Source organism: Streptomyces sp. NBC_00996 (assembly GCF_045162675.1).
In the GTDB taxonomy this organism is placed as follows: Bacteria; Actinomycetota; Actinomycetes; order Streptomycetales; family Streptomycetaceae; genus Streptomyces.
In genome coordinates this window covers 8,237,290-8,253,935 of record NZ_CP108723.1, presented here as the reverse complement: position 1 = coordinate 8,253,935, position 16,646 = coordinate 8,237,290, and the positions used below count along the sequence as shown (strand labels likewise).

At 70.2% G+C, this 16,646-nt stretch carries 2 protein-coding genes; both read right to left on the bottom strand.

Features of this window, described 5'->3' with window-relative positions; translation table 11 throughout:
• Positions 1-3 precede the first annotated feature (3 nt).
• Complete coding sequence (locus OG390_RS38445) at positions 4-5,478, bottom strand: type I polyketide synthase (RefSeq protein ID WP_406178108.1); 5,475 nt, start codon at positions 5,476-5,478, stop codon at positions 4-6.
• 183 nt (positions 5,479-5,661) lie between these two features.
• Positions 5,662-16,602 (bottom strand): SDR family NAD(P)-dependent oxidoreductase, encoded by a 10,941-nt coding sequence (locus OG390_RS38440; RefSeq protein ID WP_406178106.1) that lies wholly within the window; start codon positions 16,600-16,602, stop codon positions 5,662-5,664.
• Between the last annotated feature and the right edge of the window lie 44 nt (positions 16,603-16,646).

Sequence of the window (16,646 nt, the reverse complement as noted above, 5' to 3'; positions counted from 1 at the left end):
AAGTCACTTGTCGTCGCCGAGCGCCAGCTGCACAAGATCGTCGACGTTCAAGTCGGCGATCGCGATCTCATCATCGGCGTCGTCCACCATGCCGATCGGCGGTTCGTGGTCATTGAGTTCGACCAGCCTGACCAGGGCGTCCAACAGTCCAGCCGCCCGGAACCGGTCGAGTGGGAGCGATGCGAGCGCGCGCCGCAGCCGTGCCTCGTCCACGTCCGGGCCGGTCGTGACGCCGTCGGGGAACACTTCGCGGTGGAGATAGCGGGCGAGGGCGAGCGGGTTGGGGTAGTCGAAGACGATGGTGGCGGCAAGCTTGAGGCCGGTGGCCCCACGAAGGCGGTTACGCAACTCGACCGAGGTGAGCGAGTCGAACCCGGAGTCCTTGAACGCCGTCTCCGCCCCGACCTTCGCGATCCCCGCATGACCAAGGACCATCGCCACATGACCACGGACAAAATCGAGCAGCAACGCTTCCTGCTCCTGCGATGTGAGCCCTGCAAGCCGGGCAGCAAGGCCGCCACCGCTGTCCCCCGCCCCTGCCTGCCTGTCTCCCGCCCGTGCCCGCCGCCGTCCGCTCTGCACCAGACCACCCAGAAGCTCTGGGAGACCCCCGCCGGCCACGGCATCAGCACGCAGCCTCCGCAGATCCAGCTTCATCGGCACCACCAGGGCTGCGGGAACCCGCAGGGCCGCGTCGAACAACCCCATTCCCTCGGCGGGGGCGATAGGCAGGAAGCCGCCACGACTCATACGAGCCTGATCGACCGCACCCAGGTGAGCGGTCAATCCGGCAGCCTGCTCCCACAGGCCCCAGGCCATCGACACCCCAGGCAGGCCCGCCGCCCGCCGCCGGTGAGCCACCGCGTCGAGATAGGCATTGGCCGCCGCGTAATTGCCCTGCCCCGCCGAACCGATCAAACCCGACGCGGAAGAGAACACCGCGAACACCGACAGATCCATGTCCCGCGTCAGCTCGTCCAGATGGCCAACGGCCGTCACCTTCGGCCCGAACACATACGCCAACCGTTCCGGCGTCAGCGCGCCGATCACACCGTCGTCCAACACACCAGCGGTGTGGACAACACCGGTCAGCGGATGCTGCGCCGACACAGAACCCAGAAGCCCGGCCACCGCATCCCGGTCAGCGACATCACACGCCGTCACAGCCACCGATTCGGCACCCAACTCGCCGAGTTCGGCGGCCAGCTCGGCCGCGCCCTCCGCGTCGGGACCACGCCGGCTGACCAGCAGCAGATGCCGCACACCATGCTCAGCCACCAGGTGCCGGGCGACCAGGGCGCCCAGCGAACCCGTACCACCCGTAACCAGAACCGTCCCCTCACAGTCGAAGACGGCGGGGACATCAGAGATGTCGGGGACGGCAGCACCGGTCGTGTCACGGACCAGACGTGGCCCGGACAACACCGTGCCCCGCACAGCGACCTGGGACTCGCCGGTAGCGAGCACAGCAGCGAGGACCGGTCCCATTTCGGCGCCGGTGACGTCGAGGCCTGAGCCGGCAGCGGTGTCGAGCAGAATGATCCGGTCGGGGTTCTCGGTCTGGGCGGCCCGGACCAGACCCCACACGGCGGCGCCGCCCGGGTCCGTGACGTCAGCGTCGCCGCCCGCGGGCACCGCACCCCTGGTAACCACCACCAACTTGCCGCTCTCGAAAGCCGGGGCCACCAACCAGGCCTGGAGCACACCCAGCGCCCTGCCCGTCAGGGCAAGCACCTCATCGGCATCGTCAGCCCCGTCCCCGTAGGCCTCCAGGACGGCCACGGCCGGAGCATCAACGGCCAAGGCGGCCACATCTTCGGCGGTGGCGACCGCTACCCACGACGGCACCTTCTCCGGACCCGGGCCAGACACGGGCAGTTCGGCCCACTCCACCCGGAACAGGGAACCGTCATCGCCCACCGCACCGGCCACCGCCCCCAACCGCTCGGCGGAAACCTCCCGGAACACAAGCGAATCCATGGTCAGGACAGGTTCGCCGGTCTCGTCCGCCGCCTGCAACGACAGCACGTCCGGCCCGGGAGACACCAGGCGTACCCGCAACGCCGAAGCACCAGCCGCATACAACGCCACGTCGTTCCAAGAAAACGGCAGCACGGTTCGCGACCCGCCCGCCCCGTCAGCAGCCTCGTCCGGCCGAACAAGGCCCCTGGCATGCAGGGCAGCATCAAACAGCGCAGGATGAATACCGAACCTCACGGCGTTCTCACGCTGCTCATCGGGCAGAACGACTTCCGCGAAGACCTCCTCACCCCGCCGCCACACCGCACGCAGACCCTTGAACGACGGGCCGAACGCATAGCCGCGAGCACGCATTTCCTCGTAAAACCCGGCAACATCAAGCGGCACACGCTCAGCACCGGCCGGCGGCCACACCGAGACGTCAAAGCCGGCCATGCCCGTACTCCCGGCCAGCGCCGCCCCCAGCCGGCCAGTGGCATGACGGGTCCATACCTCGCTGTCGTGATCCCCCACGGTGTCCTCAGACGCCGAGTACACGGTGATAGCACGGGTACCGCTCTCCTCCAAGCCACCGACCGCGACCTGGACACGGACACCACCCTGCTCCGGCACCACGAGCGGCGCCTCGATCACCAACTCCTCCACCACACCGCAACCGACCTCGTCACCAGCACGAACCGCCAGCTCGACCAGACCCGTGCCCGGCACAAGCACAACCCCGCTCACCGCGTGATCGGCCAACCACGGATGCGTCCGCAGAGACAACCGGGAAGTACACAGGACACCACCCGTCTCCGGCACCGCCACCACCGCACCCAACAACGGATGATCAACACCCGCCTGACCAAGCGCGACAGCATCCACAGCAGGAGTAGAACGCAGCCAGTAATGCTGATGATCGAAGGCATACGTCGGGAGCTCAATGTGTGAAGCACCGGCACCGGCACCGGCCGGCAGCACTGCCGCCCAGTCCACGACCACACCCTGGACGAACAGTTCGGCCATCGAGACCAGCAACCGGCCCAGGCCGCCCTCCTCACGGCGCAGCGAACCACCGACCACAGCCTCCGTGTCGGCCTGGTCCACGATCTCACTCACCGGCTGCACCAGAACCGGGTGAGCGCTCGACTCCACAAAGACGGTGTGGCCGTTGCCCAGAAGGTCGGCGATGGCGGGACCGAAACGGACCTGGCCACGCAGGTTCCGGTACCAGTAACCACCGTCGAGGACACCCGCCTCCCGCACCCACTCACCCGTCACAGTCGAGTAGAAGGGAATCAGCGGGGCCTGAGCACGGATGTCGGCGAAGGCCTCACCCAGGATCTCCTCGATCGCCTCAACATGCCGGGTGTGGGAGGCGTAATCCACCGCGACCCGACGCACCCGCACACCATCCGCCTCAAAAACCTCCAGCGCCTCGTCGAGGGCTTCGGCATCACCGGCGATCACCACCGACGTGGGACTGTTGACCGCCGCGACCTCCACCCGGTCGGCCCACCGCTCGATACGTTCGGCCACTTCAGCCTCGGACAGCGCCACCGACGCCATACCACCCCGGCCCGCCAGACTGCCCGCAATCACCTGACTACGTACCGCCACCACCTGGGCAGCGTCCTCCAGCGACAACGCACCCGCCACGCACGCGGCAGCGATCTCACCCTGCGAATGACCCACCACCGCATCCGGCACCACACCCACCGACGACCACACGGCGGCAAGACCCACCATCACCGCAAAACTCGCCGGCTGCAGCACATCCACGCGCTCCAGGAGATCGGCCGGAGCATCCCCCCGCAGCACATCCACCAGCGACCAGTCCACCCAAGGCTCCAACGCCGCCGCGCACTCAGCGATCCGCTCCACGAACACCGGCGAGGAGTCCAGGAGTTCACGCCCCATGCCGGCCCACTGCGAACCCTGACCGGGGAACACCAGCACGGTCCGCCCCGCGACCACGGCCGACGACAACCCGCCAGTGACCACACCAGGATGGGACTCACCCCGCGCCAGCGCCTCCAGACCCGCCACAGCCTCACCCCGCGAGCCGGCCACGACCACCGCACGCTGGGACAACACCGCACGCTGAGCAACCAACGCTGCGGCCACGTCGGTCAGGGGCACCTCACTCGACTCCACAAAGGACGTCAACCGCTCGGCCTGGCCCGCCAGGGACCCGGCACTCCTCGCCGACACCACCAGCGGCACCACACCATCGCCGACGTCCACCATCGACTCAGACACAGACTCCACCGGCGTCACGGGCTGCTCTTGCGGAGCCTGTTCCAGGATCAGGTGCGCATTCGTCCCACTGACACCGAAGGACGACACACCAGCGCGGCGGGGCCGGCCGGTTTCTGGCCACTCCCGGGACTCGGTCAGCAGCTCGACCGCGCCCGCCGTCCAGTCCACCTTCGCCGACGGGGCATCGACATGCAGCGTGGGCGGCATGACCCCGTGCCGCAGCGCCTGCACCATCTTGATCACACCAGCCACCCCCGCCGCCGCCTGGGTATGACCGATGTTCGACTTCAACGACCCCAGCCACACCGGCCGGTCCTCGGGCCGGTCCTGTCCGTAGGTGGCGATCAGCGCCTGCGCCTCGATCGGATCACCCAGAACCGTCCCCGTCCCGTGCCCCTCCACCACATCCACATCCGCCGTCGAAAGACCCGCATTGGCAAGCGCCTTACGGATCACCTGCTGCTGCGACGGACCATTCGGCGCAGTCAACCCGTTCGAGGCACCATCCTGATTCACCGCGCTGCCACGGATCACCGCAAGGATCCGGTGCCCGTTGCGCCGCGCTTCCGACAGCCGCTCCAGGACCACCACCCCGACGCCCTCGGCCCAGCCAGTACCGTCCGCGGCGTCTGAGAACGCCTTGACCCGGCCGTCGACGGCGAGGCCGCCGTGGCGCGAGAACGCCACGAACGCCCCCGGCGTCGCCATCACCGTGGCGCCGCCCGCCAGCGCCAGCGAGCACTCCCCCTGCCGCAACGCCTGCGCCGCCAGATGGATCGCGACCAGCGAGGACGAACACGCCGCGTCCACCGTCACCGCCGGACCCTCAAAACCGAACACATACGACACCCGGCCCGAGGCCACACTCGTCATCGCCCCCGTGCCGATAAACCCTTCAAGTTCCGCCGTGCTGAAGCCGTACCCCTGTTCGTAGACGCCGGAGAACACCGCGACCTCTTGGCCCTTCAACGTCCCCGGGTCGATCCCGGCCTGTTCCAGCGCCTCCCACGAGGTCTCCAGCAACAACCGCTGCTGCGGATCCATCGCCAGCGCCTCACGCGGCGAGATCCCGAAGAAACCCGCGTCGAACTCCCCCGCGTCATACAGGAACCCGCCCCGAGGCACGTGGCGGGTGCCGGCCTGGCCCGGGTCGGAGTCGAACACGCCCTCCACATCCCAGCCACGATCGGACGGGAAACCGGACACACCGTCCCGGCCCTCGCTGACCAGCCGCCACAAATCCTCCGGACCCGCCACACCACCGGGCAGACGACACGCCATACCCACAACCGCAACCGGCTCCGACTTCTCGGCCTCAAGCTCCAGCACACGCTGATGGGAACGGCGTGCCTCTGCGAGGGTGCGCTTGAGATAGTCGCGAAGCTTGCTTTCATCTGCCATCGGGGTTCAGCTCCTAGAGGCTGTGACGGTCGACGGTTGCTAGTTGCCGAACTCGGAGTCGATCAAGTCGAAGAGTTCGTCGTCCGAGGCAGCATCGAAGTCGAGCTCCTCCTCAGCGGGCGGGGTTCCGTTCGCCAGCGACCAAGAGGCCAGAAGGCCCTGGAGCCGGGCTGTCACTTGGGCGCGGACCGAGTCGTCGGCGGGCGTCTCGGCCAAGGTGGCATCGAGCCTGCTCAGTTCAGCCAGCAGCGGATGCGTTTCGGCCACGGATCGCGTTGTGGTCCCGAGTTCGCGGTGGAGATGGCGGGCGAGGGCGAGCGGGTTGGGGTAGTCGAAGACGATGGTGGCGGCAAGCTTGAGGCCGGTGGCCCCACGAAGGCGGTTACGCAACTCGACCGAGGTGAGCGAGTCGAACCCGGAGTCCTTGAACGCCGTCTCCGCCCCGACCTTCGCGATCCCCGCATGACCAAGGACCATCGCCACATGACCACGGACAAAATCGAGCAGCAACGCTTCCTGCTCCTGCGATGTGAGCCCTGCAAGCCGGGCAGCAAGGCCGCCACCGCTGTCCCCCGCCCCTGCCTGCCTGTCTCCCGCCCGTGCCCGCCGCCGTCCGCTCTGCACCAGACCACCCAGAAGCTCTGGGAGACCCCCGCCGGCCACGGCATCAGCACGCAGCCTCCGCAGATCCAGCTTCATCGGCACCACCAGGGCTGCGGGAACCCGCAGGGCCGCGTCGAACAACCCCATTCCCTCGGCGGGGGTGAGGGGCAGGATGCCGCCGCGGCTCATACGGGCCTGGTCGATCTCGCTGAGGTGGGCGGTCAGGCCGGTGCTCTGCTGCCACAGGCCCCAGGCCATCGAGACACCGGGCAGGCCAGCAGCCCGCCGGTGGGCCATGAGCGCGTCGAGGTAGGAGTTGGCAGCGGCATAGCTGCCCTGGCCGGCAGAGCCGAGCAGAGCGGCGGCGGAGGAGAACACGATGAACGAGGCAAGCTTCGGGGCCAGTTCGCGGGTCAGCTCGTCCAGGTGACGGACGGCGGTGACCTTCGGGGCGAAGACTCCTTCGATGCGTTCCGGTGTCAGTGCGCCGATCACACCGTCGTCCAACACACCAGCGGTGTGGACAACTCCGGTCAGCGGATGCTCGGCGGGTACGGCCGCCAGAAGGGCCGCCACGGCGTCCCGGTCGGCGACATCGCACGCGGAGACCGTCACCACCGCGCCCGACTCGCCGAGTTCGGCGGCCAGCTCGGCCGCGCCCTCCGCGTCGGGACCACGCCGGCTGACCAGCAGCAGATGCCGCACACCATGCTCAGCCACCAGGTGCCGGGCGACCAGGGCGCCCAGAGAGCCGGTGCCGCCGGTCACCAGAACGGTGCCCCCGGGGGCGAAGACGTACGCACTCCCGGTCCTGGTCTCGGCACCACCGTCGGCCTCGACAGCGGTCTCGGTCTCGACGGCGGCCGCGCGTACCAGACGCGGGGCGGACAGGGCCGTGCCGCGGACGGCGACCAGCGGCTCCGCGGTGGCGAGCACGGGCCCGAGGACGGGACCCGCCCCGGCGGAGCCGGCGGGGTCGAGGTCGACGAGCACGATCCGGTCGGGGTTCTCGGTCTGGGCGGCCCGGACCAGACCCCACACGGCGGCGCCGGCCGGGTCCGTGACGTCAGCGTCGCCGCCCGCGGGCACCGCACCCCTGGTAACCACCACCAACTTGCCGCTCTCGAAAGCCGGGGCCACCAACCAGGCCTGGAGCACACCCAGCGCCCTGCCCGTCAGGGCAAGCACCTCATCGGCATCGTCAGCCCCGTCCCCGTAGGCCTCCAGGACGGCCACGGCCGGAGCATCAACGGCCAAGGCGGCCACATCTTCGGCGGTGGCGACCGCTACCCACGACGGCACCTTCTCCGGACCCGGGCCAGACACGGGCAGTTCGGCCCACTCCACCCGGAACAGGGAACCGTCATCGCCCACCGCACCGGCCACCGCCCCCAACCGCTCGGCGGAAACCTCCCGGAACACAAGCGAATCCATGGTCAGGACAGGTTCGCCGGTCTCGTCCGCCGCCTGCAACGACAGCACGTCCGGCCCGGGAGACACCAGGCGTACCCGCAACGCCGAAGCACCAGCCGCATACAACGCCACGTCGTTCCAAGAAAACGGCAGCACGGTTCGCGACCCGCCCGCCCCGTCAGCAGCCTCGTCCGGCCGAACAAGGCCCCTGGCATGCAGGGCAGCATCAAACAGCGCAGGATGAATACCGAACCTCACGGCGTTCTCACGCTGCTCATCGGGCAGAACGACTTCCGCGAAGACCTCCTCACCCCGCCGCCACACCGCACGCAGACCCTTGAACGACGGGCCGAACGCATAGCCGCGAGCACGCATTTCCTCGTAAAACCCGGCAACATCAAGCGGCACACGCTCAGCACCGGCCGGCGGCCACACCGAGACGTCAAAGCCGGCCATGCCCGTACTCCCGGCCAGCGCCGCCCCCAGCCGGCCAGTGGCATGACGGGTCCATACCTCGCTGTCGTGATCCCCCACGGTGTCCTCAGACGCCGAGTACACGGTGATAGCACGGGTACCGCTCTCCTCCAAGCCACCGACCGCGACCTGGACACGGACACCACCCTGCTCCGGCACCACGAGCGGCGCCTCGATCACCAACTCCTCCACCACACCGCAACCGACCTCGTCACCAGCACGAACCGCCAGCTCGACCAGACCCGTGCCCGGCACAAGCACAACCCCGCTCACCGCGTGATCGGCCAACCACGGATGCGTCCGCAGAGACAACCGGGAAGTACACAGGACACCACCCGTCTCCGGCACCGCCACCACCGCACCCAACAACGGATGATCAACACCCGCCTGACCAAGCGCGACAGCATCCACAGCAGGAGTAGAACGCAGCCAGTAATGCTGATGATCGAAGGCATACGTCGGGAGCTCAATGTGTGAAGCACCGGCACCGGCACCGGCCGGCAGCACTGCCGCCCAGTCCACGACCACACCCTGGACGAACAGTTCGGCCATCGAGACCAGCAACCGGCCCAGGCCGCCCTCCTCACGGCGCAGCGAACCACCGACCACGACACGAGACCGGACCATGTCATCCGCCTCGTCCACGATCTCGCTGACCGGCTGGACCAGAACCGGGTGAGCGCTCGACTCCACGAATACCGAGTAACCCTCACCCAGCAGGTCGGCGACCGCGGGACCGAAACGGACCTGACCACGCAGATTCCGGTACCAGTACCCGCCGCCCAGGACACCCGCCTCCTTTACCCACTCGCCGGTCACAGTCGAGTAGAAAGGAATCAGCGGCGCCTGCGCACGGATGTCGGCGAAGGCCTCACCCAGGATCTCCTCGATCGCCTCAACATGCCGAGTGTGGGAGGCGTAATCCACCGCGACCCGACGCACCCTCACACCATCCGCCTCAAAAACCTCCAGCGCCTCGTCGAGAGCCTCGGCATCACCAGCGATCACCACCGAGGACGGACCGTTGACCGCCGCCACCTCCACCCGGTCGGCCCACCGCTCGATACGTTCGGCCACTTCAGCCTCGGACAGCGCCACCGACGCCATACCACCCCGGCCCGCCAGACTGCCCGCAATCACCTGACTACGTACCGCCACCACCTGGGCAGCGTCCTCCAGCGACAACGCACCCGCCACGCACGCGGCAGCGATCTCACCCTGCGAATGACCCACCACCGCATCCGGCACCACACCCACCGACGACCACACGGCGGCAAGACCCACCATCACCGCAAAACTCGCCGGCTGCACCACATCCACCCGCTCCAGGAGATCGGCCGGAGCATCCCCCCGCAGCACATCCACCAGCGACCAGTCCACCCAAGGCTCCAACGCCGCCGCGCACTCAGCGATCCGCTCCACGAACACCGGCGAGGAGTCCAGGAGTTCACGCCCCATGCCGGCCCACTGCGAACCCTGACCGGGGAACACCAGCACGGTCCGCCCCGCGACCACGGCCGACGACAACCCGCCAGTGACCACACCAGGATGGGACTCACCCCGCGCCAGCGCCTCCAGACCCGCCACAGCCTCACCCCGCGAGCCGGCCACGACCACCGCACGGTCGGAGAGCAGCGCCCGTCGTGTCATCAGCGTCGCCGCCACGGCGTCCAGCGGCGCGGTCTCAGCCGTCTCGGACGTCTCCGCCGTCTCGAGGAAAGAGGCGAGGCGTGCGGCCTGCCCTGCCAGGGATGCGGTCGAGGAGGCGGACACGACCAGCGGAACCACTCCGGCGGTCGATGCGGCCGGCGCCGCGGGCTGCTCCTCCGGGGCCTGCTCCAGGATCAGGTGCGCGTTCGTGCCGCTGATGCCGAAACTGGAGACACCGGCGCGGCGCGGCCTGCCCTCCTCCGACCAAGCGCGAGCCTCGGTGAGCAGTTCGACCGCGCCCGCCGTCCAGTCGACCTGGGGCGTCGGCTCCGTCACGTTGAGCGTGGGCGGCATGATGCCGTGTCGGAGCGCCTGCACCATCTTGATCACGGCGGAGACACCGGCCGCGGCCTGCGTGTGACCTACGTTGGACTTGAGCGAGCCCAGCCAGAGCGGGCGCTCCGGGTCCCGGTCCCGGCCGTACGTGGCGAGCAGGGCCTGCGCCTCGATGGGGTCGCCGAGCTCCGTGCCGGTGCCGTGCGCCTCCACGACGTCGATGTCGGCCGCGGCGAGGCCACCGTTGGCGAGCGCCTTGCGGATGACCCGCTGCTGCGAGGGCCCGTTGGGGGCGGTCAGGCCGTTCGAGGCGCCGTCCTGGTTCACGGCCGAGCTGCGAACGACCGCGAGCACCCGGTGGCCGCGCCTGCGGGCCTCCGAGAGGCGTTCCAGGACGACGATGCCGACGCCCTCGGACAGGATGGTGCCGTCGGCACCGGCCGAGAACGCCTTGACCCGGCCGTCAGCGGCGAGGCCGCGCTGGCGCGACATGCCGCGCAGGCCGATCGGTGAGCCCATGACGGCGACACCGCCTGCGAGGGCGAGCGAGCATTCGCCCTGACGCAGTGCCTGGGCAGCGAGGTGGATGGCGACGAGGGACGAGGAGCAGGCTGTGTCGACGGTCATCGCGGGGCCCTCGAAGCCGAACGCGTACGACACCCTGCCGGAGGCGACGCTGCCGGCGGTGGCCGTCGTGACGAAGCCTTCGAGTTCGTCGGGCATGTTGCTGAGGGACTCGACGTAGTCGTGGATGGAGACACCCGAGAAGACACCGATGTTGTCGCCGCGCGCTGAGAGGGGGTCGATGCCGGCCCGCTCCAGGGCCTCCCACGAGGTTTCGAGGAGGAGCCGCTGCTGTGGGTCCATGGCGAGCGCCTCGCGCGGCGAGATGCCGAAGAAGCCGGCGTCGAACTCGGCTGCGTTGTGCAGGAATCCGCCCTTGTGGACGTAGGCCGTGCCGGGCATATCGGGGTCGGCGTCGAACAGGCCGTCGAGGTCCCAGCCGCGGTCGTCCGGGAGGGCCACCATGCCGTCGCGGCCCTCGGCCACGAGACGCCAGAGGCCGTCGGGGTCGTCGACGCCGCCGGGCAGGCGGCAGGCCATGCCGACGATGGCAATGGGCTCGTCGGGCTCGGCGGGGACGGTGGGGGTGGCGGTGGCACCAGTCGTGTCGTCGCCGAGCTCCTCGCGCAGGTAGCGGGCGAGTGCCACCGGGGTGGGGTAGTCGAAGATGAGGGTGGCGGGGAGCTTGACGCCGCTGGCGGCGCCGAGCCGGTTGCGGAGTTCGACCGCGGTGAGCGAGTCGAAGCCGATCTCGCTGAACCCTCGTGTGCCCTGGGCGAGTTCGGCGGCGTTGAAGCCGAGGACCGCGGTGGCTTCGGCCTGCACGATGCCGAGGAGGACGGATTCCTGTTCGGCCTCGGGCAGTCCGGCGAGGCGCCGGAGCAGGTCACTGCCGTCGCCTGCGCCGGCGCGTGCGAGGCGCCGGCCACTGCGCACCAGGCCGCGCAGCAGGTGCGGGACGGTGCCGCCGGAGGCCGCGTCGGCACGCAAGGACCGCAGGTCGAGCTTGATCGGTACGAGCAGGGTGTGTTCGGCTCGCAAACCGGTGTCGAGCAGGGCGAGGGCCTCGGCGGGGGTGAGGGGCAGGACACCGCCGCGGCTCATACGGGCCTGGTCGATCTCGCTGAGGTGGGCGGTCAGGCCGGTGCTCTGCTGCCACAGGCCCCAGGCCATCGAGACACCGGGCAGGCCAGCAGCCCGCCGGTGGGCCATGAGCGCGTCGAGGTAGGAGTTGGCGGCAGCGTAGCTGCCCTGGCCGGCAGAGCCGAGCAGAGCGGCGGCGGAGGAGAACACGATGAACGAGGCAAGCTTCGGGGCCAGTTCGCGGGTCAACTCGTCCAGGTGACGGACGGCCGTCACCTTCGGGGCGAAGACTCCTTCGATGCGTTCCGGTGTCAGTGCGCCGATCACACCGTCGTCCAACACACCAGCGGTGTGGACAACTCCGGTCAGCGGATGCTCGGCGGGTACGGCCGCCAGAAGGGCCGCCACGGCGTCCCGGTCGGCGACATCGCACGCGGAGACCGTCACCACCGCGCCCGACTCGCCGAGTTCGGCGGCCAGCTCGGCCGCGCCCTCCGCGTCGGGACCACGCCGGCTGACCAGCAGCAGATGCCGCACACCATGCTCAGCCACCAGGTGCCGGGCGACCAGGGCGCCCAGAGAGCCGGTGCCGCCGGTCACCAGAACGGTGCCCCCGGGGGCGAAGACGTACGCACTCCCGGTCCTGGTCTCGGCACCACCGTCGGCCTCGACAGCGGTCTCGGTCTCGACGGCGGCCGCGCGTACCAGACGCGGGGCGGACAGGGCCGTGCCGCGAACGGCGACCAGCGGCTCCGCGGTGGCGAGCACGGGCCCGAGGACGGGACCCGCCCCGGCGGAGCCGGCGGGGTCGAGGTCGACGAGCACGATCCGGTCGGGGTTCTCGGCCTGGGCGGCCCGGACCAGACCCCACACGGCGGCACCGGCCGGGTCCGTGACGTCAGCGTCGCCGCCCGCGGGCACCGCACCCCGGGTCACGACGACGAGAGGTACGGCGTCCAGGGCAGGTGCGGCGGCCAGCCACGCCTGGACCACGGCCACGACGCGGGTGGTGAGGCCGAGCGGGTCCTCGCCGTCGCCGGTCCTCGCCGTGAGGACGGCGACCGGCGGCAGGGTCTCGCGGGCGGCGAGCGCCGTCACGTCGTCGACGGTGGCGAGAGGCGCCCAGGAGGCGGGGGCGGCGGCGCCCTCGGGGGCGGGCAGCGGGGTCCACTCCACGTGGAACAGCGAGTCCCGGCTCTCCCGGTCGGCCGCGTCGGCGCCGAGCTGCTCGGCGGTGACCGGCAGGGATACCAGCGAGTCCATGGTCAGGACCAGGTCGCCGGTCTCGTCGGCGGCCTGGAACGAGAGCGCGTCTGGGCCGCTCGGGGCGACTCGTACGCGCAGGGCGAAGGCGCCCAGGGCGTGCAGGACGAGACCGTTCCAGGCGAAGGGCAGGACTTTGCGGTCGTCGTCGGGGTTGGCGAAGGCGTTGGTGTGCAGGGCGGCGTCGAGCAGGGCCGGGTGGATGCCGAACCGGTCGGCGTTCTCGCGCTGCTCGGGCGGCAGGGCAGCCTCGGCGAACAGTTCGTCGCCGCGCCGCCACACGCCGCGCAGGCCTTGGAAGGCCGGACCGTAGGCGTATCCGCGGGCGGCAAGATCCGAGTAGAAGTCGTCGATGGCGACGGGCTGTGCGCCGGCCGGGGGCCAGGCGGCGAAGTCGACGGCGGGCGTCGTGCCGTCGGCCCGGGCGGCGTTGGAGAGCAGGCCGGTGGCATGCCGGGTCCATCCCCCCTGTCCCGCCTCGTCGGAGGTCTCCTCGCGGAGGGAGTAGACATCCACGGTGCGCGAACCGTTGGGGCCGGCGCCGCTGACGGCGACCTGGATTCGGACGCCGCCCTGCTCGGGCAGCACGAGCGGTGACTCGATGACGAGTTCCTCCAGGACACCGCAGCCGAACTCGTCGCCGGCTCGGACCGCCAGATCGACGTAGATGGTTCCGGGTACGACGACCGCGCCTGCGATGGCGTGGTCCGCGAGCCACGGGTGGGTGCGCAGGGAGAGTCGGGAGGTGAGGACCAGACCGTCGGACTGTGGCAGCGGGACCACCGCGCCGAGCAGCGGGTGGTCGGTGCCGGTCAGGCCGAGCGAGGCGGCGTCGTTGGCGGTGCCGGTCAGCTGGATCCAGTAGTGCTGGTGGTCGAAGGCGTATGTCGGGAGGTCGATGCGGCCGGCGTCGGCTCGGGCCGCAAGGACGCCGCTCCAGTCGACGTGGACGCCTCGGACGAAGAGCTCGGCCATCGAGGTGAACAGGCGGCGCGGGCCGCCCTCTTCACGGCGCAGGGAGCCGGTCACGACGGCGTCGGCCTCGGCGAGGACCACGATCTCGCTGATCGGCTGGACCAGGACGGGGTGGGCGCTGGACTCCACGAACACGGTGTGGCCGTCGGCCAGGAGGTCGGCGATCGCGGGACCGAAGCGGACCTGCCGGCGCAGGTTGCGGTACCAGTAGCCGCCGTCGAGGACACCCGCCTCGCGAATCCACTCGCCGGTCACGGTGGAGAGGAATGGCACGGCAGGAGCCTGGCTGCGGATGTCGGCGAAGGCCTCGCTCAGGATCTCCTGGACGGCTTCGACATGCCGGGTGTGCGAGGCATAGTCGACTGCGATGCGGCGCACGCGTACGCCTTGGTCCTCCAGCGCGTCGATGGCCTCGTCGAGGGCTTCGGCGTCACCGGCGATCACCACTGACACTGGACCGTTGACCGCCGCGACCTCGATCCGGCCGGCCCACCGCTCCAGACGCTCGACGGCCTCTGCCTCAGACAGCGCCACCGACGCCATACCGCCACGGCCCGCCAGACTTGCGGCGATGACCTGACTACGTACGGCCACAATGCGGGCAGCGTTCTCCAGGGACAGCGCGCCCGCCACGCACGCGGCAGCGATCTCACCCTGCGAATGACCCACCACCGCATCCGGCACCACACCCACCGACGACCAGACGGCGGCAAGGCCGACCATCACAGCGAAGCTCGCAGGCTGCAGCACATCCACGCGCTCCAGGAGATCGGCCGGAGCATCCCCTCGCAGCACATCCACCAGCGACCAGTCGACCCACCGCTCAAGCGCCGCCGCGCACTCAGCGATCCGCTCCGCGAACACCGGTGAGGAATCGAGGAGTTCGCGGCCCATGCCGGTCCATTGCGAACCCTGCCCTGGAAAGACGAGAACGACCTTTCCGGCCCCGCCCGGCGTCGACGCGCTGCCGACGGCCACCGCGCGTGCGGCCTCGCCGCGCGCCAGCGCGCCCAGGCCCGCCAGGGCCTCCTCGGGCGAGTCGGCCACGACGACCGCGCGCTCGGCGAGCGCCGCCCGGCCGGTGGCCAATGCGGCCGCCACGTCGGCGAGCTCGACCGTGCCGGACGCCTCGACGAACGAATGCAGACGCTCCGCCTGGCCGGTGAGCGAGGCGGCCGTGGCCGCCGACAGCACCAGCGGCACCACGCCGTCGACCGCTGGAGCCGGAGAGGGGCCGGAGGCAGTTTCTGCGGCGGGCTCTTCTTCCAGCGCCTGCTCCAGGATCAGGTGGGCGTTCGTACCGCTGGCACCGAACGAAGACACACCGGCCCGGCGCGGCCGGCCCACCTCTGGCCACGCGCGGGCCTCCGTCAGCAGCTCCACGGAGCCCGCTGTCCAGTCCACCTGCGAGGTGGGGGCGTCGACGTGCCGGGTGGCGGGCATGACACCGTGCCGCAGCGCCTGCACCATGTTGATCACTGCGGCCACGCCGGAGGCGGCCTGGGTGTGGCCGATTACCGATTTGACCGAGCCGAGCCACAGCGGCCGGTCCTCCGACCGGTCCTGGCCGTACGTAGCGATCAGGGCTTGCGCCTCGATCGGGTCACCAAGAACGGTGCCGGTGCCGTGGCCCTCGACCATGTCGATGTCGGCCGTAGTGAGGTCGGCGCTCTCCAGCGCCTTGCGGATGACGCGCTGCTGCGCGGGTCCGTTGGGCGCCGTCAGGCCGTTGGAAGCGCCGTCCTGGTTGAGGGCGGAGCCGCGGATCACCGCGAGGACCCGGTGTCCGTTGCGGCGTGCCTCCGACAGCCGCTCGAGCAGGATCACGCCTGCGCCTTCGGCCCAGCTGGAGCCGTCCGCGCAGGCCGCGTACGACTTGCAGCGGCCGTCGAAGGCGAGGCCGCGCTGCCGGGCGAAGCCGACGAACCCGCCGGGGGTCGCCATCACGGTGGCGCCGCCGGCCAAGGCCATGGAGCACTCGCCTCGCCGCAGTGCCTGGGCGGCCAGATGGATGGCGACCATGGAGGAAGAACACATGGTGTCGACGGTGACGGCGGGGCCTTCGAGGCCGAGTGTGTAGGCGACCCGTCCCGAGGCGACGCCGCCCGCGGTGCCCAGGGCGCGCTCCAGGCTGAGGAAGCCTTCGAGGCCGCTGAGGTCGGGCGCGTAGTCCTGGTGGACCATGCCGGCGAACACGCCGATGTCAGTGCCGCGTACGGAGTGCGGGTCGATGCCGGCTCGTTCGAGGGCCTCCCAGGAGACCTCGAGGAGCTGCCGCTGCTGAGGGTCCATCGCGAGCGCCTCGCGCGGCGATATCCCGAAGAACGCGGCGTCGAATTGGCCGGCGTCGTGCAGGAACGCGCCCTCACGGACGTACGTCGTGCCGGGGTTGTCCGGGTCGGGGTGGTAGAGGCCCTCCAGATCCCAGCCGCGGTCCTCGGGGAAGGTGGTGTAGACGTCGGTGCCGTCGGTCACCACCCGCCACAGGTCCTCGGGGGTGCGTATGCCGCCCGCGTACCGACAGGCCATCGAAACGATCGCGATGGGTTCGGCCGAGGACTCGGAGAGACGCTGGTTCTCCTGCTGGAGCCGCGTGTTCTCCTTGAGCGAGGCACGCAGTGCGTTGACGATCTGCTCGTCCGGTGCCGTCATCTCGGTAGGTC